General features: G+C 38.1%; 20 protein-coding genes and 1 pseudogene. 15 read left to right on the top strand and 6 right to left on the bottom strand.

Going from position 1 to position 19,267, the window contains the following annotated elements:
- Nucleotides 1–440: 440 nt before the first annotated feature.
- Complete coding sequence (locus tag CCK98_RS24965) at nucleotides 441–2,240, bottom strand: M3 family oligoendopeptidase (protein ID WP_088089060.1); 1,800 nt, start codon at nucleotides 2,238–2,240, stop codon at nucleotides 441–443.
- A 191-nt stretch (nucleotides 2,241–2,431) separates the two neighbouring features.
- Between CCK98_RS24965 and CCK98_RS24960 the strand changes: the two genes are divergently transcribed.
- Nucleotides 2,432–3,112 carry a response regulator transcription factor gene (locus CCK98_RS24960; protein ID WP_088089059.1) on the top strand — a complete coding sequence of 227 codons (681 nt, stop codon included), beginning with the start codon at nucleotides 2,432–2,434 and terminating at the stop codon, nucleotides 3,110–3,112.
- Between the two features lie 35 nt (nucleotides 3,113–3,147).
- Nucleotides 3,148–4,116, top strand: a complete 969-nt coding sequence (locus CCK98_RS24955) for a F510_1955 family glycosylhydrolase (protein WP_088089058.1) — start codon at nucleotides 3,148–3,150, stop codon at nucleotides 4,114–4,116.
- 98 nt (nucleotides 4,117–4,214) lie between these two features.
- Here the strand turns inward: CCK98_RS24955 and sigK are convergent, their stop codons facing one another.
- Both sigK and pssA read right to left on the bottom strand, forming a co-directional pair.
- On the bottom strand, nucleotides 4,215–4,928 hold the full coding sequence (sigK, locus tag CCK98_RS24950) for an RNA polymerase sporulation sigma factor SigK (protein ID WP_066257756.1): 714 nt from the start codon (nucleotides 4,926–4,928) through the stop codon (nucleotides 4,215–4,217).
- A gap of 345 nt (nucleotides 4,929–5,273) precedes the next feature.
- Nucleotides 5,274–5,813 carry a CDP-diacylglycerol--serine O-phosphatidyltransferase gene (gene pssA, locus CCK98_RS24945; protein ID WP_088089057.1) on the bottom strand — a complete coding sequence of 180 codons (540 nt, stop codon included), beginning with the start codon at nucleotides 5,811–5,813 and terminating at the stop codon, nucleotides 5,274–5,276.
- A gap of 129 nt (nucleotides 5,814–5,942) precedes the next feature.
- Here pssA and CCK98_RS24940 point away from each other — a divergent pair, with 129 nt between their 5' ends.
- Nucleotides 5,943–6,728: a phosphatidylserine decarboxylase gene (locus CCK98_RS24940; RefSeq protein WP_088089056.1), complete on the top strand. Its 786-nt coding sequence runs from the start codon at nucleotides 5,943–5,945 to the stop codon at nucleotides 6,726–6,728.
- A 72-nt stretch (nucleotides 6,729–6,800) separates the two neighbouring features.
- Here CCK98_RS24940 and CCK98_RS24935 read toward each other — a convergent pair whose 3' ends face one another.
- Nucleotides 6,801–6,941: a sporulation histidine kinase inhibitor Sda gene (locus tag CCK98_RS24935; RefSeq protein WP_088089055.1), complete on the bottom strand. Its 141-nt coding sequence runs from the start codon at nucleotides 6,939–6,941 to the stop codon at nucleotides 6,801–6,803.
- Nucleotides 6,942–7,415: 474 nt separating this feature from the next.
- Here CCK98_RS24935 and CCK98_RS24930 point away from each other — a divergent pair, with 474 nt between their 5' ends.
- The 8 genes from CCK98_RS24930 to CCK98_RS24895 are packed head-to-tail and all read left to right on the top strand — an operon-like array spanning nucleotide 7,416 to nucleotide 12,485.
- Nucleotides 7,416–7,931, top strand: coding sequence for a YqeG family HAD IIIA-type phosphatase (locus CCK98_RS24930; protein WP_088089054.1), 516 nt, complete (start codon nucleotides 7,416–7,418; stop codon nucleotides 7,929–7,931).
- Between the two features lie 3 nt (nucleotides 7,932–7,934).
- Nucleotides 7,935–9,041 carry a ribosome biogenesis GTPase YqeH gene (yqeH, locus tag CCK98_RS24925; RefSeq protein WP_088089053.1) on the top strand — a complete coding sequence of 369 codons (1,107 nt, stop codon included), beginning with the start codon at nucleotides 7,935–7,937 and terminating at the stop codon, nucleotides 9,039–9,041.
- A gap of 55 nt (nucleotides 9,042–9,096) precedes the next feature.
- Nucleotides 9,097–9,936 (top strand): shikimate dehydrogenase, encoded by an 840-nt coding sequence (gene aroE / locus CCK98_RS24920; RefSeq protein WP_088089052.1) that lies wholly within the window; start codon nucleotides 9,097–9,099, stop codon nucleotides 9,934–9,936.
- Nucleotides 9,930–10,220: a ribosome assembly RNA-binding protein YhbY gene (yhbY, locus tag CCK98_RS24915; RefSeq protein ID WP_088089051.1), complete on the top strand. Its 291-nt coding sequence runs from the start codon at nucleotides 9,930–9,932 to the stop codon at nucleotides 10,218–10,220. Before aroE ends, yhbY begins: the two co-directional genes overlap by 7 nt.
- A 24-nt stretch (nucleotides 10,221–10,244) precedes the next feature.
- On the top strand, nucleotides 10,245–10,814 hold the full coding sequence (locus CCK98_RS24910; RefSeq protein WP_088089050.1) for a nicotinate-nucleotide adenylyltransferase: 570 nt from the start codon (nucleotides 10,245–10,247) through the stop codon (nucleotides 10,812–10,814).
- Nucleotides 10,804–11,370, top strand: coding sequence for a bis(5'-nucleosyl)-tetraphosphatase (symmetrical) YqeK (gene yqeK, locus CCK98_RS24905; RefSeq protein ID WP_088089049.1), 567 nt, complete (start codon nucleotides 10,804–10,806; stop codon nucleotides 11,368–11,370). Before CCK98_RS24910 ends, yqeK begins: the two co-directional genes overlap by 11 nt.
- Before the next feature lie 3 nt (nucleotides 11,371–11,373).
- Nucleotides 11,374–11,730, top strand: coding sequence for a ribosome silencing factor (gene rsfS / locus CCK98_RS24900; RefSeq protein ID WP_088089048.1), 357 nt, complete (start codon nucleotides 11,374–11,376; stop codon nucleotides 11,728–11,730).
- Complete coding sequence (locus CCK98_RS24895; protein ID WP_088089047.1) at nucleotides 11,727–12,485, top strand: class I SAM-dependent methyltransferase; 759 nt, start codon at nucleotides 11,727–11,729, stop codon at nucleotides 12,483–12,485. Before rsfS ends, CCK98_RS24895 begins: the two co-directional genes overlap by 4 nt.
- Nucleotides 12,486–13,214: 729 nt before the next feature.
- On the opposite strand, the gene comER is transcribed toward CCK98_RS24895, so the two are convergent.
- Nucleotides 13,215–14,039: a late competence protein ComER gene (comER, locus tag CCK98_RS24890; protein WP_088089046.1), complete on the bottom strand. Its 825-nt coding sequence runs from the start codon at nucleotides 14,037–14,039 to the stop codon at nucleotides 13,215–13,217.
- 87 nt (nucleotides 14,040–14,126) lie between these two features.
- Here comER and CCK98_RS24885 point away from each other — a divergent pair, with 87 nt between their 5' ends.
- The 3 genes and pseudogenes from CCK98_RS24885 (at nucleotide 14,127) to CCK98_RS24875 (ending at nucleotide 17,701) form a co-directional block, all read left to right on the top strand.
- Nucleotides 14,127–14,765, top strand: coding sequence for a helix-hairpin-helix domain-containing protein (locus CCK98_RS24885; RefSeq protein ID WP_088089045.1), 639 nt, complete (start codon nucleotides 14,127–14,129; stop codon nucleotides 14,763–14,765).
- Nucleotides 14,766–14,838: 73 nt separating this feature from the next.
- Nucleotides 14,839–15,285, top strand: a pseudogene (locus tag CCK98_RS24880) (ComE operon protein 2); the annotation flags it as partial.
- Between the two features lie 88 nt (nucleotides 15,286–15,373).
- Nucleotides 15,374–17,701 carry a DNA internalization-related competence protein ComEC/Rec2 gene (locus tag CCK98_RS24875; protein ID WP_179195923.1) on the top strand — a complete coding sequence of 776 codons (2,328 nt, stop codon included), beginning with the start codon at nucleotides 15,374–15,376 and terminating at the stop codon, nucleotides 17,699–17,701.
- Between the two features lie 75 nt (nucleotides 17,702–17,776).
- Here the strand turns inward: CCK98_RS24875 and CCK98_RS24870 are convergent, their stop codons facing one another.
- Nucleotides 17,777–17,911 carry a YqzM family protein gene (locus tag CCK98_RS24870; protein ID WP_026563518.1) on the bottom strand — a complete coding sequence of 45 codons (135 nt, stop codon included), beginning with the start codon at nucleotides 17,909–17,911 and terminating at the stop codon, nucleotides 17,777–17,779.
- Nucleotides 17,912–18,211: 300 nt separating this feature from the next.
- Between CCK98_RS24870 and holA the strand changes: the two genes are divergently transcribed.
- Nucleotides 18,212–19,228, top strand: coding sequence for a DNA polymerase III subunit delta (gene holA / locus CCK98_RS24865; protein ID WP_088089042.1), 1,017 nt, complete (start codon nucleotides 18,212–18,214; stop codon nucleotides 19,226–19,228).
- Nucleotides 19,229–19,267 lie beyond the last annotated feature (39 nt).

The following is a 19,267-nucleotide window of genomic DNA, read 5'->3' as shown; positions in this document are numbered from 1 at the left end:
CTGATTAGAAAGGTGGTTTTAAATATGTTGTTTTTACTAATGCAAGGTCGTGGCGCTAGTCTCTGGGTTTCGAAGGATACCACCTAGCTAGTCATAAAATTTAGGAGGTAACAATCATGCCGCTGCATATCTTATTATTGTCGCTATTCTTTATACCAAAGAAAAAAGGGTCATAATGATATCATATTGAAATCGAATTGCTAATAGCCGTAAGTGTTTATTAACAAAATCTCCACATTTCCTTAAGCTAGTTACTGTGAAAATATGATAAATTCATATTAGAAAGAACAGGATCTATCTAAGGGGTGGAGAGTATGTTCATGGTTGTGATGGCTATCGTCATTACTGCGGCAATCGGCTGTGTTATTTCAGCTGAAATTAGTGTGGAATAATTAAGAAGCATCGACCAAAATAATCGGTCGATGCTTTATTTTTTCATCTTATTTATCTTCCGTCAAAGCCAAGAATTCATTAATATCATCAAGACAAATATGGACTGCCTTCTCCCAAAAGTCCGGTTGCGTCAAATCTACTTGTAAATGTTTCTGCGCTAGGTCCTCGACCGACATTGAGGCTGTATCCTTTAACAAGGCAATGTACTTATCTTCATAGCCCCTGCCTTCCTCAAGAGCCTGAGCATAGATACCAAGTGAAAAAAGATAACCAAATGTATATGGGAAGTTATAGAATGGAACACCGGTTATAAAGAAGTGGAGCTTCGAAGCCCAGAATAACGGATGATATTCTTCCAAAGCATTGCTATATGCCTCTTTTTGTGCGGCAAGCATCAATTCATTCAACCGTTCTACTGCAACAGGACCTTGCTTTCTTTCTTCATAAAAACGCGTTTCAAACAAGAAACGGGCATGTATATTCATTAATAGTGCAACCGTTCTTTGGATTTTATCATCTAATAAAACGAGCTTTTCTTCTTCGTCCTTCGCATTCTTCACTGCCGCGTCAGCTACAATCATTTCGGCAAAGGTTGAGGCGGTTTCAGCAACGTTCATCGCATAATTTCGATTGAGATGATGAACACCCTTCATTGCGAATGTATGGAATCCGTGTCCCAGTTCATGTGCAAGGGTTGAGACGTTAGATGGAGTGCCTGAATAAGTCATGAAAATACGAGATTGATTACTTTCAGGGAAGAAAGTACAAAAGCCGCCAGGTGCTTTTCCAGGGCGATCTTCTCCTTCGATCCATTGTTCTTTAAACGCCTTCTGAGCAAATGAAGCCATTTTCTCACCAAAGATAGCAAAGTTCTGTTCGATAAATTCAGCACCTTCTTGATAAGAAACCTTTGAGGCTGTTTTTCCATATGGAGCATCTAAATCATACCAACTTAATTTTTCAAGTCCTAACAGCGTAGCTTTACGCTCTAGGTATTTAACCAGCATTTGTTTATTTTCCGAAATAACTGTCCACATTGTTTCCAGCGTTCTCTTTTCCATACGGTTAATACTAAGCGGTTCCTTCAAAACATCCTCCCAGCCACGCTTTTTGTAGACATTTAAACGGAAACCAGAAAGATGATTAAGTGTTTTAGCCAAGATGTCTGCTTGATCTCCCCAAGCTTTTTCCCAATTTTCAAAAATAGCTGTTCGAATTTCCCTGTCTGGGCTGGAAAATTTGTTGAAAGCCTGCCCGACAGAGAGTAGTTTCTCTTTGCCATTTTCGTTAAATGAGATTTTAATTTTTCCAACGATTAAATCATACAGTTGACCCCAGCTATGGTAACCGTCCACACCAAGGGCGCTGATAATAGCTTCTTCTTCTTTAGATAGCTTATCTTTTGCACGATCTCGTCGTTCATTTAATATGTAAGAGAGCACTTTGAGTTTTTCATCTGCTAACAACTGTACCCAAACGTCATCGTTGATTGTTGTTAATAAGCTATCAAATCTACCAAGAGCAGTTTGGAAAGCAGCGCTTAAACTGGTCACTCTTGCTTCCAGGTTATATGCTTTCTTGTCTTCGGTATTTTGTGCCTGCAAACATCCAACAAAGGCACCAGCTTGACGAAGCTTTTTGGCGGCATGCTCAAAGTCTTCAAGTAACTCTTGTAGGAATTTTGAATCCTCGGTTGTATTGAGTGGAGTCCAACTGCTAGCTTTTGCTTGGAAAAGATCAATTAACTCTGAAGTAAGGGTTAAGTGGTCTGCAAATTCTTTGGAATCACTGCCGCCTTTAAAAATTATTTCCAGGTCCCACACATCCGAATATGGAGTGGCTGTCATTCAATATACCTCCTTTATTTATGTACTTTCATTATTATATAGTTATTTTTCTAAAAATTCTATACATTACGCTTCCCGAAGGATGGAATGCAAAAGGGAATAAAAAAGAAATTCACCTAATCTTCAAATTTGTTTTTCAACCGTATGTAGTATAATTTAATCCAAGATTTAATATGCGGGAGAGGAAACTAGTGAAAAAAATACTGCTCGTTGATGATGAAACAAGAATGTTAGATTTACTTTCTCTTTATTTAACTCCCAAAGGGTATAAATGCATTAAAATGTCTTCCGCTCTCAAGGCAATTTGTTACTTGGAAAAGGAGAAAGCAGATATAATCTTGTTAGATGTTATGATGCCCGATTTGGACGGGTGGGAAGCATGTAAGGAGATTCGAAAAAACTGGGACATCCCGATCATTATGCTAACCGCTCGCAGTGAAAAAAATGATATTGTTAAAGGCCTAAAAATGGGTGCTGATGATTATATTTCTAAACCCTTCGACGAAGAGGAGTTAACTGCCCGTATCGACGCTGTCTTAAGAAGACAAACAGGTCATCCAACATTCATTGACTTTAATGGTCTTTCATTAAACGAGGATTCTTTTGATGTTTCATACAAGAATCAGCATATACCTGTCACACCAAAGGAATTTTCTTTATTAGCGCTTTTACTAAGGAATCATAACAAAGTGTTTACCAGGGAACATCTATTGAGGACGATATGGGGCTATGCGGCTCCAACAGAAGACCGGACAATTGATTCCCATGTTCGGAATTTACGGGATAAATTACGGAAAACGGGATTTCCTGTTGACGATTATTTGACAACCGTATGGGGACTGGGGTATAAGTGGATGGATAAGGATTCATAAATGAATACCTCATAGTTTAATATGGAGGGAAAAAAGTGAAGATTACAATGAAAGTCTATCTTGCTATTTTGACAGGAATCATGCTGATTTTGGCCTCAGGCTGCACAAATAAAAGCCAAGAACAGAAACCAGAACAGGAAAAGATAGCAAAAGTAAACTTTGATATTATCCAGGCGAAATCATTAAAAGTAGGTCAAATTCTGGGTATTGGCTATCCAGGAAATGATTTTGCTTTGTACGTAGCTACAGATGACGGTCTAAAAATGTATAATGGTTCTGAATGGTATGAAACAACAACGAACCAACATGATTACTTTGGCTTTCAAGCTATAAGTGCTGGTTTTATCGCAAGCGGTCAACCTCAAAAAGGTTCGGGTCTTAAGGACCCTCTCGGTGTAATTCAGAGTGTTGATAAAGGACAAACCCTCAAGAAAATATCCTTTTATGATCAGTCGCTCTTCCATTTCGTAGGTGCGAGTTTTTCAGGAAAAGGTCTTTATGTAATTAACGAAGAACCTAATGGAAAACTGGGTCAAGGCGTGAATTATTCTCTGGATAATGGAGCGACGTGGAAAAAAAGTGCATTAAAGGATTTTAACTCTGATTCATTTGGGATGATCGCGGTTCATCCGAAAAATGGCAATATCATCGCGATGTCGACAAGGTCTGGTATTTTTTATTCGACCGACAATGGGAACACCATGAAGCAAATTACAGATCCATTTATGGTTACGACACTTACATTTAGTGGAGACTCAATTTTATTTTCAAGTGTGGAAAATGAAAAAGTACTATTAAAAACAATCAATCCTGCAACTGGAGAACAAAAGAATATCGCTTTCCCATTCCTTGATTATGATAATCCAATTACTTACTTATCGATTAATCCAAGAGATCCGAACCAAATCGCCTTCACTACTTATAAGAATGATGTATATGAATCTATTGATGGTGGAATGAAGTGGAATAATCCTTTACAAAATGGAAAAACAGAGCTGAAATAATTAGCTCTGTTTTTTTTAGGTTACAAGTAAAAAATATAAAATTTGGAACAAAGATAACTGTCTAGCTCCAGCGCCGCTAAACGGACGCTTCCGCTTTTCTATTTTTTCTTCTTCTCTTTTTCGGCTCGATAGAATTCATGGAACATTTTCATTAAGGCACGTTTTTCAATCCTTGAAACATAACTTCGTGATATTCCTAATTCTTTGGCAATCTCCCGTTGTGTTTTTTCTTTTTGTAGGTCAAGACCAAATCGCCCGATGATTACTTCCTTTTCTCGGTCATCCAGCACTTCAATATATTTTTTCACTTTCTCCAGCTCCATGTTCAGCTGAATCGTATCAATCACATCTTCTGATTCTGATTTAAGCACATCGATTAATGATATTTCGTTTCCTTCCTTATCTTGACCGATTGGATCATGCAAGGAAACATCTTTTTTTGTTTTCTTAAGAGCTCGTAAATGCATTAAAATTTCATTCTCAATACAACGTGCGGCATAGGTGGCGAGCTTTGTTCCTTTCCCCTCGGAGTAACTCTCAATCGCTTTAATTAACCCAATGGTTCCGATTGATATTAAATCTTCCGAATCCTCCCCAGTGTTTTCAAATTTTTTTACTATATGCGCGACCAATCTTAGGTTGTGTTCAATTAACATATTGCGCGCATGGGAATCTCCCTCTGCCATCAATCGAAGATATTTTCTTTCTTCTGCGGCAGATAGGGGTTGAGGAAAGGCATTATTTTTTACATAGGAAACAAGAAATAAGAATTCCTTCATTAAATATCCGAGAGCTGTTAAGATTCCAGACATCCACATCTACCCCCGTCTTTTTTGGCTTATTCGCCTATTATTAATTCCTATGAAGGAAAAGGGAAATTGTGTCTGTCCAAAAACTTTTTTATTTAAGTAGGAATTTTATTATAAAAGGCTCTGTATACTTGGCTGTTGATTTCCACTCCAGGCGCTTCGCTTTCCGCGGGCGGTCCGGGGAGCCTCCTCGGCGCTAAGCGCCTGCGGGGTCTCCCCGGACCCGTCCTCCCGCAGGAGTCTCGCGCCTTCCGCTCCAATCAACATGTGCCAAAATCAATAATAACCTTTAACACAACCTATAAAAAAAGCATCAACCAAGGACGGGTTGATGCTTTCTTGCTATTTCTATACTTTTTTCAGTTTAAATGGACTGACCATTAGGAATGATAGAATGATGATGATAAATAAGAATGTTTGGGAAGGGATATAGGGAATGGCTAAAAAGCTTAAGGTTGCCAAGCATCCTGCTGCTGTAATTGGTAGACCAGTAAAATAGCCATTGCTTTCCGTTATATTGAAGCGTGCTAATCTGAAGGCGCCACAACCGATGTAGAAAACGGTAAAAAATGAACCCGGTCCGCCAAATTCATGTAAAATTCCTTGATATAGTAATAGTGCAGGTGCCACGCCAAATGATATAATATCACTCATGGAATCCAATTGTTTTCCTAACTCAGATTCAATATTAAATTTTCGTGCAATCATGCCGTCAAAACGATCGGCCAATGCGGCAATAAAAATTAACAGCAGGCTTAATCTTAAATTCCCATGAAGCCCGAATACAATGGCAAAACCGCCCAATGATAAGTTTGTTAAAGTGATAACATTAGCTGTTTGTGATTTGAGTTTTTTTATTGTTTGATCTAGTACGTCTAATAAAAACATGCTCCACACCACTCCTTTCTTACAAGCCGGAAGGTAAATTAATTTCTTTCATTCATTCTATATTATTTAAGTTTAAGCTTTTTATGTCTTTTCGTAAAGAGTATTTTTACACTATTTGGGGGTAGTTAGATGTTCCAAGGCTTTTATCGTCTATTGATTGAGTTAACAAATGGAAGGTGGACATCAGGAATCTTAAGAAGGTTTGCTCGTTCACATGTCAGTCGTTTCGTGGTACCATCCTTTGCAAAGATTTATCATTTAAATCAAGAAGAAATGGAGAAGGGCTTGTCAGAATATCCTACTCTTCATGATTTATTCGTCAGGACATTGAAAAAGGATGCAAGAGAAATTGATAAAGGTGAGTATTCAGTTGTCAGTCCGGTGGATGCGGTTATCGAAGATGTGGGTCCGATTAAAGAGACGAGTGATATTCATGTCAAAGGAAAGACGTATTCCATTGAAGAAATGCTGGGAAATCCACAACTATTAGCCAAGTATTTAAATGGTACATACATGATCCTTTATTTAAGCCCAAGTCATTATCATCGTATTCACAGCCCTGTCAATGGAATCGTCACCAAACAATGGACGCTTGGTTCAAAATCATATCCAGTCAATAAGCTGGGGCTAAAATATGGGGTTAGAACACTCGCCAAGAATTATCGAGTTATAACTGAAGTGAAAACGGATTATGGGCATGTTGCAATCGTAAAGGTTGGGGCTATGTTTGTTAATTCAATTGAAACCACACACAAGGGATCAGAATTAGTGAAGGGCGGCGAAATGGCTTATTTTAGTTTTGGTTCGACCGTAGTCCTATTATTCGAAAAAGATATTTTTCAAATGGATTCAAACGTTCAGACCCCTAAGGACATTAAGGTTGGAGAAAAACTTGGGGTTTTGAGAAATCAGTAACAAAAAACAGCCTCAGAGACTTGGTCTTGAGGCTAGACAAAAAGAAAAGCTCTTATAGAGCTATTGCTAATTTTATGATGAAATTTTTATTTTATGGTATAAGGAGCGTCTGAGCATTTCTGACTCAATAAGTCCAATAAAATCAGGGCTTAAGTTCAATTCTCTTGCTTTAAAATATGACTCAATTAATAATTCATCTGACAGTTTCCGCACGGCAGAATCCACCTCCGATTTGAAAATAAATTGTTCTATTATATGAACCATAAGCATAAAATGGTATGTTCAATTGGTGTACCCTAAATCTACCAAATTTATTCCTATAGAACAATCGTTCTAACTATCCACAGCTTCTGGTGGATAACTTGTGATTACTTTGTTTATAAAATGATGAAATGTGTATGATTCAATGGGTATAATGTTAATAACTTTATCCACAAAGGTGTGAAATGAAGATTTTTGTCGAAAAATATTTTTTGATCTTTTTAATTTCATCCTATTTTAGAAAGATTTAGGCGCTCTTATAAAAAGCTATAATATTTTAAAATCATGTATTATCAGTTTTTGATGAATAATAAGACTATAAACAAATTACATTTAATCTTTGAAACGAAGGTTAAAATTGGTTATGATTGTACAAGAAAAAAATATTGAACGATTATATTTAGAATTCAATGAGGTGTAAGCTTAGTGCTAAAACAATTTTTACCGAATGAACATGTTAAAAGCATTCTTGATATATCCCCTGAACAGTTGAATGCAAAAGGGATTAAGGGGATCATTACTGATTTGGATAATACGTTAGTGGAATGGGATCGCCCCTACGCCACTCCTCAATTAATCAAATGGTTTGATGAAATTAGAAAACATAATATCCTCGTGACAATTGTTTCTAATAATAATGAAGAACGTGTCAAAGCCTTTTCTGATCCTTTAAAAATCCCCTTTATTTTTAGGGCTAGGAAGCCGTTTGCCATTGCCTTTCACAAGGCCATTTCACAAATGGGAATTAGAAAAGAAGAGGCAGTGGTAATTGGAGATCAGTTACTGACAGATGTACTTGGCGGGAACCGGGGTGGTTTTCATACGATCCTGGTTGTCCCTGTTGCTCAGACTGACGGATTTTTTACAAAATTTAACCGCTTTGCCGAGAGAAGAATTTTAAATTGGTTTCGAAAAAAAGGTATGCTTCAATGGGAGGATTAATGTGTGAGTGAACATCAACATATTTGTATGGGTTGTGGAGTAAAGGTCCAAACAGAAAACCCAGAGGAACTAGGATACGCCCCAACATCGGCCTTGGAAAAAGAAATGATTATTTGCCAGCGATGTTTTCGTCTTAAGCACTATAATGAGGTTCAGGATGTTAGCTTAACCGACGATGATTTTTTAAAAATATTAAATGAAATGGGAAAGTCAGATGCCTTAATCGTGATGATTGTTGACATTTTTGATTTTAATGGCAGCTGGCTTCCAGGTTTACACCGTTTTGTAGGAAGCAATAAAGTGCTTCTTGTTGGAAACAAGGTGGATTTATTGCCTAAATCTGTGAAGCATAGTAAGCTAATTCACTGGATGAAGCATGAAGCCAAAGAACTAGGGTTAAAGCCGGAAGATGTATTCCTTGTAAGTGCTGCGAAAGGCTTATTTGTTAAGGAAACGGCGGCGGCCATTGATGAACACCGAAATGGTAAAGACGTCTATGTGGTTGGGTGTACTAATGTTGGAAAATCTACGTTTATCAATCGAATCATTAAAGAAGTAACAGGAGAATCCGATGTTATTACCACCTCCCATTTTCCGGGAACGACGTTGGATATTATCAAAATTCCACTTGATGATGAAAAATCATTAATTGATTCGCCAGGTATTATCAACCATCATCAAATGGCGCATTTTGTTGATAAGAGGGATTTAAAAATTATCACCCCCAAAAAAGAAATCAAGCCAAAAGTGTTTCAATTGAATGAAGGACAAACCTTATTCTTTGGCGGCTTGGCCCGCTTTGATTATATTAGTGGCGGCCGAAGATCCTTTGTTTGTTATGTTTCCAATGAATTGAATATTCACAGGACCAAAATCGAGAATGCGGACGAACTCTATGAAAAGCATGTGGGGGAAATGCTGACACCGCCTCGTATGGAACAATTAGAATCTTTTCCTGAGCTTGTGAAACAGGAATTTATTGTGAAAGAAGCAAAAACGGATATCGTTTTCTCAGGACTTGGTTGGATTACCGTAAATGAGGCGGGTGCAAAAGTAGCTGCCTATGTACCAAAAGGTGTCCAAGCATTAATTCGAAAATCCTTAATATAAATAGATATTTTTAAGGTCAGGTTTTCACGTGCTGACATGGGTGGGGGGAATTCAGATGAAGAAATTATTTGCTGTTTTGGGGAATCCAATTGGACATAGTATGTCTCCGGTTATGATCAATGATTTATTTTCATTTTATAACATTGATGCAGCCTATCTTCCATTTCAAGTTAAGGAAGTGGATTTACATGATGCTGTCAAGGGATTAAAAGCGCTGGGTGTCAGTGGATTTAATGTAACTGTACCGCATAAAAGTAAAATCATTCCCTTTCTGGATGGCATAGATGAATTGGCCGCGAACATCGGGGCTGTGAATACCGTTGTAAATGAAAACGGTCAACTAATTGGCTATAACACAGATGGCCCTGGTTTTCTAAAAGGCTTAAATGCTTTTCTGCCTAAAATAACAGACCAAAAGGTTCTGATTATTGGAGCAGGCGGGGCTGCGAGAGCCATCTATTTAACTTTGGCAAAGGAAAACCCGCTCGTCTTGAACATTGCCAATCGCACGATAGAGAAAGCCTGGGAACTAATCAAAGAATGTCCTTATTCAGTTTTTTCTAGTGCTTGTTCGTTTGAAGAGGCAAGTGAATCATTAGGGGAATATGATTTAGTTATTCAAACGACACTGATTGGCATGTCCCCAAAAATTAATGAGCAGCCATTCCCACTAAATAAAATAAGGAATCAAACCGTCTTTTGTGATATCATATACAATCCGCTTGAAACGCAATTTTTACAAGAAGCGCGTCTTAATGGAGCAAGCATCCAAAACGGGATAGATATGTTTGTATATCAGGGCGCACTTGCTTTTGAAAAATGGACGGGAATTTTCCCTGATGTGGAAAGAATGAGAGATAATGTTTTAAAACAATTAGGAGGAAGAACATGTTAACAGGAAAGCAAAAAAGTTTTTTACGTTCAAAGGCGCACCACCTAGATCCGATATTTCAAGTAGGTAAAGGTGGAGTAAACGAAAATATGATTAAACAAGTAGCAGATGCACTTGAAGCAAGAGAGCTATTTAAAGTAAGCATTTTGCAAAATTGTGAAGAAGATAAAGCGGCCGTTGCTGAGCAGTTAGCTGAAGGTACGGGTGCAGAAATTGTTCAACTTATCGGAAATACCATTGTCCTTTATAAAGAGTCTGTGGAAAAGAAAACAATTAAACTTCCATAATTGAATGTATAAGGAGACGATCGCATGTTGAAGGTGGGAATATTGGGAGGAACCTTTGATCCTCCGCATTATGGACATCTTTTAATTGCAAATGAGGTTCTTTCCACTCTTCAGCTTGATGAAATTTGGTTTATGCCAAACCAAGAGCCTCCCCATAAGAGAAAATCAGAATCGATTAAAAATGAAGATCGCCTGCAAATGCTGGAATTAGCAATCGGTGGAAATGCTGCTTTTCGAGTGGAAACGATTGAACTTCATAGGCAAGGTCCTTCTTATACGGTCGATACCATGAAGATGATTAATGACCAGTACCCTGACCATCAGTTTTTCTTTATTATTGGGGCGGATATGATTGAATACCTGCCGAAATGGCATAAAATAGACGAACTTATTAAACTTGTCCAATTTGTTGGAGTTGAAAGACCGGCATATAGCAGTCAAACAGAATACCCTGTCCTTTATGTAGATGTTCCTGCACTGGATGTGTCATCTAGTATGATTAGGGATAGGGTGAAGAACGGAAAGACAGTTCGTTATCTACTGCCTGATCCGGTCGTTCAATTTATCGAGGAGAAGCATTTATATGGAACGTGAAGAGGCGTTAAAGCTTGTAAAGGAACAATTAACCGATCATCGCTATCAGCATACTTTGGGAGTAATGGAGACAGCGATAGCACTTGCAAAGCGATATGGAGGCAATGAACAAAAAGCCGAATTAGCTGCGATTTTTCATGATTATGCAAAATTTCGTCCAAAAGATGAAATGAAGGAAATCATTACTGGTCAAGGATTTCCACAGGATTTGCTCGAATTTAATTCGGAATTGTGGCATGCACCTGCAGGGGCCTACTTGGTGGAAAAAGAAGCGGGCATCAGCGACCGTGAAGTATTGGAAGCAATCCGTTATCATACATCGGGAAGACCAGGAATGACTTTACTGGATAAAATTATTTATTTAGCCGATTACATTGAACCAGGCCGTCATTTTCCAGGCGTGGAAGAGGTACGAGATATGGCTAAAGAAAATTTAGATAAAGCACTAATTAAGGCCATTCAAAATACGATCATGTTTTTATTAAAAAAGAATCAAACAATATACCCTGATACATTCTATACGTACAATGATCTAATCAAAAAACTGGAGGATTGATTAATGGATAATCAAGAACTACTAAAAATTGCTGTTAAAGCAGCGGATGACAAACGTGCTGAAGACATTTTAGCCCTAAATATGAAGGGGATTTCTTTAATTGCTGATTACTTTATCATTTGTCACGGAAACTCAGACAAACAAGTACAGGCGATTGCAAAGGAAATGAAAGAAAAAGCCCAAGAACATGGATATGACGTAAAAAGAATTGAGGGTTATGATGAAGCAAGATGGGTGTTGATTGATCTTGGCGATGTTGTTGCCCACGTATTCCATCGTGACGAAAGAAGCTATTACAAATTGGAACGTCTATGGGGCGATGCGCCGTTGGAAGACATCCACAGTGCGCTAAATTTATGAGCTATCAGCAATTTGCCTATCTCTATGATGAACTGATGAAGGACGCACCATATGATGAGTGGGTCCAGTTTGTCAAAGATAAATGCGTGAACTATAACGTTACTGGCACTCGCTTGCTTGACCTAGCATGTGGGACAGGTGAACTCTCCGTCCGATTAGCTCAAGACGGATTTCAAGTAACGGGAGTCGATTTATCTGAGGATATGCTAGCTGTGGCACAGGCGAAGGCCGAGGATGAAGGGGTTAGAATTCCGTTTTTTCAGCAGAATATGGCTGACTTGGAGGGCCAGGGGGAATTTGATGTCATCGGTATTTTTTGTGATTCGTTAAATTATCTTCAGTGCGAGCAAGAGGTAATGGATACTTTTTCAAACGCCTTCCAGCATTTGAGCGATGAAGGCATATTCGTTTTTGATGTTCATTCGATTTATAAAATTTCTCATTTATTCATTAATCAAACCTTTGCTTCCAGTGAGGATCATGTCTCATTTATCTGGAATAGCTTCCCTGGAGAAAGTTCGAATAGTGTGGAACATGAGTTAAGCTTTTTTGTTTTGGATGAACGGACAGGAAAGTATGACCGATTTGATGAGATTCATTTTCAACGAACATATCCAGTCCAGCAATATTCAGACTGGTTAGTCGAGACTGGTTTTGAATTGTTGGAGGTTTGTGCTGATTTTAAAGATGCTAAGCCCTCAACACAATCAGAGCGAATCTTTTTTGTAGCAAAAAAAATAGAGAAAGCCATCTAAAAAATAAGATGGCTCAGATTGTCGAGAAAGGGTATTTTTCTCGGCATTTTTTTATTTTGTCTGAATCTAAATACCTATTTTTTATTAATTTATTGTCTCTGATAAAAGGCCTGTTGATTTCCGCTCCGGGCACTCGCTTTCCGCGGGGAGGTCCTGGAGCCTCCTCGGCGCTTTGGCGCCTGCGGGGTCTCCAGTGACCTCTCTATCCCGCAGGAGTCGAGTGCCCTCCGCTCCAATCAACAGGGAGGCAAATCGACCTAAAGCATTACAACATACTTTTCTTTTTCCTTTCTAAATTTATAAAGCATTTTTCCCGATTTAGATAAGCGATTTAACCTAACCTTTTCCTTGCCAGAACATTGATTTCACCACTTATTCTTATTATTTTTTATATGAGTTGAAGGTCTTTATTGAATACTACACCGTTGATTGGAGTGGAAGGCGCGAAGACTCCTGCGGGAGTACGGGGCAGGGGAGACCCCGCAGGAGCGAAGCGACGAGGAGGCTCCCCGGCACGCCCGCGGAAAGCGAAGCACCTGGAGCGCAAATCAACAGATAAGTTGAAAATCCTATATATTAATAATATTATAGCAAATTAACGCGGTGTATTATTAAAGAAAGTGGTTAAAATAAAAGGCTATCGAAAGTTTTTCGACAGCCTGAGTCATCTAAAAAATAAGATGGCTTTTTTTTATGAGAAAAGAAGGAATTTGTCAGTAAATGGCGAAATTAATAGTTAGAGAATTGCACCTCTACTTTATCTAGATCCTCTTTAAATTTTGCCTGCGTAGCCTGAAATAGGTGCTCAAATACGTCTCCGAGCTCGTTATCCAGTACTTTTATACCTTCACCGGTTATCCCGCCCTTTACACATACCTTTTCCTGCAGTGATGAAAGCGTATAATGCCCTTGCTTTAATAATTCACCCAGTCCCACAATCATTTCACTTGCCATAATTGTTGCGGCATCTTCGTCAATTTCTGTCTCTTTTACTGCCGCTTGGATGAAACTTTGGAGAAGATAGCTGAAGAAAGCTGGCCCGCAGCTAACGATATCAGAGGCAGGCCTCGTTATTTTTTCATCAATATGAAACGGCACCCCAATCTTCGTAATTAATTTCTCCACTTTCGTTTTCCAACGGTCACTGCAATTTTCCCCATAGGTAATCAATGACACCCCAGATAATGCGCGATTCGTAATACTTGGGATTACTCTAACGGCTGAACAGGAAACCTTCTTTTCAATTTGGCTTGTACTGATAGGGCTCGTTATAGAAATGAGACATTTTTCTGGGCTTAAATGTGGTTTAATTTCATCTAGAACTTGAAATACATCTAATGGTTTTACACAAATAAATACCAAGTCGGACTCCGCGGCAACTTCTCTTGGATTCGCTCCAACCCTTAGTTCCCTATATTTATCTTTAAGCACCATAGCTTTTGATTTTGTCCTGTTTGTAATCATGATAGAGGAAGGGGAAATGGCTTTTCCGTCAATCAAGGCCTCCACCAATATTCTCCCCATATTACCGGTACCGATAATGCCTATTTTCATTGTTCCGACCCTCCTTCGCATGCAAGTTTCTTTTATAACCATATGAAATCTGTAAGTGAAATATACCTTTAGAAAGGAAGGATTCAAGTGAAAGACTGGTTGATTGAACACAAGATCATTGTTGTAGTTGTTGCGATTATTGCACTCGGTGGATTTTATTTTTTTTATGTCAATGATGCCCCTGAGCCTATCCCCACTAATTCCCAAAGTATCGAAGAGAAATTTCAAGGGGAAGAGAAGGAAACAGAAAAGACGAAACCCGCAAATCTCCCAGAATTACCAGAGAAAATAATGGTAGATGTCAAGGGCCAAATCAAACTTCCAGGAGTATACCAAGCAAATACAAGTGAGAGAGTAATTGATGTTATCAGTCGAGCGGGTGGTTTAACGGACAAGGCAGACCAAGGTCAGGTGAATTTTGCCGAACATGTCCAAGATGAAATGATCATTTACATCCCAGCAAAGGGTGAGGCAGGACTTTCTTCTGCACCCTTGGGAGGCAGCCAAATTTCTTCAGGCGGCAATCAAAAGGAATCAAAAATTAATATAAATAAGGCGGATGAAACTGAATTGCAAAATCTCCCTGGCATCGGTCCTGCCAAAGCGGCTGCCATTATTGAATATAGGAATACAAACGGCCCTTTCAAAGCTATTGAAGACTTGAAAAATATAAGCGGTATCGGGGACAAAACATTCGAAAAATTTAAAGATTTACTTGCTATATAGTAAATCTCTAATTGACCTATAGGGACAATCACTATTAAACTTAAGTGAATGAACATAAAAGGGAGTGGGAGAAGTGGAACGAATCTCATGGGATCAATATTTTATGGCACAAAGCCATTTGCTCGCACTAAGAAGCACATGTACTAGGCTGACAGTGGGAGCTACAATTGTAAGGGATAAACGAATTATTGCTGGTGGCTATAATGGTTCAATAGCTGGTGGAGACCATTGTATTGATGAAGGTTGCTTCGTGATTGACAATCACTGTGTAAGAACCATACACGCTGAAATGAATGCGCTGCTTCAATGTGCGAAATTTGGTGTTCCGACTGCAGAAGCTGAAATTTATGTCACCCATTTCCCCTGCTTACAATGCTGTAAAGCAATTATCCAAGCGGGTATTAAAACCGTTTATTACGCGGAGGATTATAAAAATCACCCGTATGCAATTGAACTTTTTCAGCAGGCAAATGTTACCATTGAGAAGGTAGAGCTGCATGAGTCAGTGATTGATTTACGGAAGGTTAGTCAATAATTCTACGGATTGATGCCGGTTATTTCCGGCTCTTCCGTATTTTGTAATGAAAATACCTAAATGGAGAAGTCAAATGAATGGAAAATATATTTATTTTGCAATTGCAGCTTTATTAGGTGTGTTATGTGTTCAATTAATATTTCTTCCCTTTTTCTTATTTCAAACCCTGTATCTTTATCATCTATATAAATACAAACGATTTATGAAATTTCAACTTGGGCTTGTAGCTGTGTGTTTTTTGACCTTCTGTTTTATCGGTCAACACGCAGTCTCAACCAATAAAACAGTGATCCCCTCATCCACTACTACCTTTTATCTTCAATATACCGAAGACCCAAAAATTGATGGTGACTTATTACAAGTGCAGGCTGCTGATGCACGGTACAAGGAAAAACTCCTCATCCGCTACAAAATCCAATCAGAACAAGAAAAATATCTATTAAAGACGAAAACCTTTTATCATTGTTTATGCAGGGTGTCAGGCACTCTGGAAAAACCGGCGATTGCCAAAAACCCTAATGCTTTTAATTACCGCAAGTATTTATCTAGGAAGAACATTTATTGGATTATCGAGATCCAAGAAAACCCATTGCAAACTTGCTCTCCGATAAATCCTTCTCCAGTGGAATTGATAAAACAACTACGATATTCTGGTATTAATTATCTTGAGTCACATTTTCCGATAGAAATCGCTTCACTTTCCGCCGCCTTACTATTTGGTGACAGAAATTTGTTTGACCCGGAAGTTTTAACTGCGTACCAAAAAACCGGTATTGTTCATTTGCTCGCCATTTCTGGACTCCATGTTTCGTTATTAATTGCGATGGTTTTTTATATCGGCATTCGATTCGGACTAACGAGACAGTTTATGATCAATTTTCTTCTCATCATCCTGCCGATTTATGTCATTCTGACAGGCGGTTCACCATCTGTTATTCGCTCAGCGATGATGATTTTCCTCGTGTTACTTACTGTAAAGTTAAAAGCTCGCTTAAGGCTTTTTCCCCTGGATGCTATTAGCTTGGCATTTATTTCCTATTTATTTTTTTACCCAATGGTGATTTTTGATGCTGGCTTTCAACTCTCATTCTCAGTGAGTCTGGTGATCATTTTGTCTGCTCCATATATTCTGCAAGGCTATGAAAAGACGATAACGCGTATGCTTGTGACTTCGTTAGTTGCTCAATTAGCTGCACTCCCGTTCTTACTGTATCATTACTTTGAGGTTTCAATGATAGGTATCATCGCCAATATGGTCTATATTCCGCTTTTTTCATTTGTATACCTCCCAGGATTGTACCTATTGTTTATCATCCAGTTTATGTTCGGAAAAACTCCGCTTATACTTATTAGCATTTTCAGAACAATCATTAGCCTCTCCAATTATCTTATAGAATATCTTGCTGATTTTACCTTCTTCCGCTTTATCCCTGGAAGACCAAATTGGTTTTTACTCATTGTGTATATTTTTATCCTGCTTTTGATTTTTTTTATTTGGGAAACTAAAGCGTATCTGAAAAGGACGGTCCATCTATTCTTATTGATTGTTGTGCTGATTATTTTTCAACAAGGCTGGAACTGGTTAAATCCATATGGTGAAGTGACCATGATTGATGTTGGCCAAGGGGATAGTATTTTGATTCACCTTGCACATGATAAAGGAACCTATCTCATTGATACAGGCGGGACAATGAATTACACAGAAGAAAAGTGGAGGGAACGAGCCAGAGCCTTTGAGGTAGGAAGGGATGTAGTTGTTCCCTTTTTAAAAGGACAAGGTATTACCAAGATTGACAAACTAATCTTAACTCATGGGGATATGGACCATATTGGGGGGGCATTCTCGATTATAAAAGAGCTTGAAGTAAAACAAATCCTAATGCCTTCTGTAGTGGAGCCATCAATTACTGAACTTGCCATTTTGGAGGAGGCGAAAAAGAAAAACATTACTGTCATAAAAGTGTCAGAAGGAGACAAGTGGATTAGCGGGGAAAATGAATTTGATATCCTTTCACCTAAAAAGAATTTTGCTGGTGAAAGAAACAGCGGCTCCATTGCCTTTATTGCTCAATTAGGGGGAGTTAATTGGTTTTTTGGTGGAGATCTTGATCAAGAAGGGGAAGAGAAAATCATAAAAAAATATCCTAATTTAAAGGTTGATGTTTTAAAAGCTGGTCATCATGGGAGTAAAACATCAAGTGCAGAATCTTTTATTAATCAAATTAGCCCAAGAATAGCATTAATTTCGGTCGGTGAAAAAAATCGTTTTGGTCACCCACATTCAGAGGTGCTTAACCGGTTAAGAAAAACAAATACAGTTATTTTTCGAACAGATCAGCAAGGAGCAATAACCTATAAATTTTATCAAGGAAAAGGAACCATTTCTCCCTATTTACCATAGGATAAAGCATCTCAAGAAAAATTAAAAAAGACTGCACGAATGCAGTCTCCTAAATTACCCATATGTAGCCATTCATTATGAACCGATTACTTTAATGACTGTAGCAACAATAAACATTATGGCAAAAAAACCAAAGGAAACCCCAAATCCTACCCCAGAATCAATCGCGTCGTTTCGTTTACTTTGCACATCTTTTTCAAATTCATTCACAGTCTACCCCTCCTATTTCACATATAGTATAAGTCATTCTCAAGAAAAAATCCAGCGTACATCAAATTGCTTTCCTTAACTGACAAGAGTTGTCAAAATAGTGAGACTGATAAAAGGCTACACTAAACTTACACAAGGAACTCCGCCAGACAATAGAATATCCTAGGGCTTCTATTGCAGGCGTTCATTATAGATTGGGAATTAGCACTTATTGATAAGTGCTAATTCCCTTTAAATGCTTGTCAAATTGTCCAAGCTTCTTTACCATATATATGAGTGGGAGAAGGGGAGCGCTGACAAATGGTAGTGGATATTTGGAGAAAAATTAAACAAAAGGAAATTGCTCCTATTTATTTATTATTTGGAACAGAGACATTCTTAATAAATGAAACAAAGCAATTATTACTTAACCATATTTTAAACGAAGAAGAAAAGGATTTTAATTTTGCGAGCTATGATTTAGAGGAAACGCCAATTGAGGTTGCAATCGAAGATGCGGAAACTTTTCCTTTTTTAGGAGAAAAGAAAATTATCTTTTTACATAATCCTGCTTTTTTAACGGCTGAAAAATCAAAAGAAAAGATTGATCATAATTTTTCTAGGTTCGAAATGTATTTAAAAGAGCCGGCACCCTACTCAGTATTAGTTATTTCGGCACCATATGAAAAATTGGATGAACGGAAAAAAATAACGAAAGAATTAAAAAGAAATGCTGAAATAGTCGAAGCCAAAAAGTTAAATGAACATGATTTACGGAACTGGGTAAAGAGCAGGGCGAAAAGAAGTGGGATTGAATTTGAACCTGATGCTATTGAACAATTGCTCGCTTTGGTTGGAACAAATATGTTTATGATTACCAGTGAAGTGGACAAATTAGCATTATATGCGGCAGATGAAAAAAGAATTGATGTCAGCCTAGTGGAAAAATTAGTTGCTCGTTCACTAGAGCAAAATATTTTTACGCTCATTGAAAAAGTGGTTCAGCGAAAACTCGATGAGGCCTTAAGAATTTATTATGATTTGTTAAAACAAAATGAAGAGCCGATTAAGATTCTGGCATTGTTGGCAGGACAATTTAGGTTAATTTACCAAGTGAAGGAGCTCTCGAGAAGAGGATATGGACAGCAGCAAATAGCAGGTTTCTTGAAAACACACCCATTCCGAGTCAAACTTGCTCTCGGTCAAGCTCCTAAATTTACAGATGAAGAATTGGCTAATATAATTGACCTCCTTGCTGAAGCGGACTTCCAAATGAAAACAGGAGGCATGAATAAATCTTTATTGATTGAGATGTTTCTATTTCATTTAAAGAAATAAAAAAACGATTCCTGTTAAAGGGAATCGTTTTTTTACGCT

The organism is Bacillus sp. OV166 (assembly GCF_900177675.1).
Taxonomy (GTDB): Bacteria; Bacillota; Bacilli; order Bacillales; family Cytobacillaceae; genus Neobacillus.
This window is presented reverse-complemented; position numbering and strand designations above follow the sequence as displayed.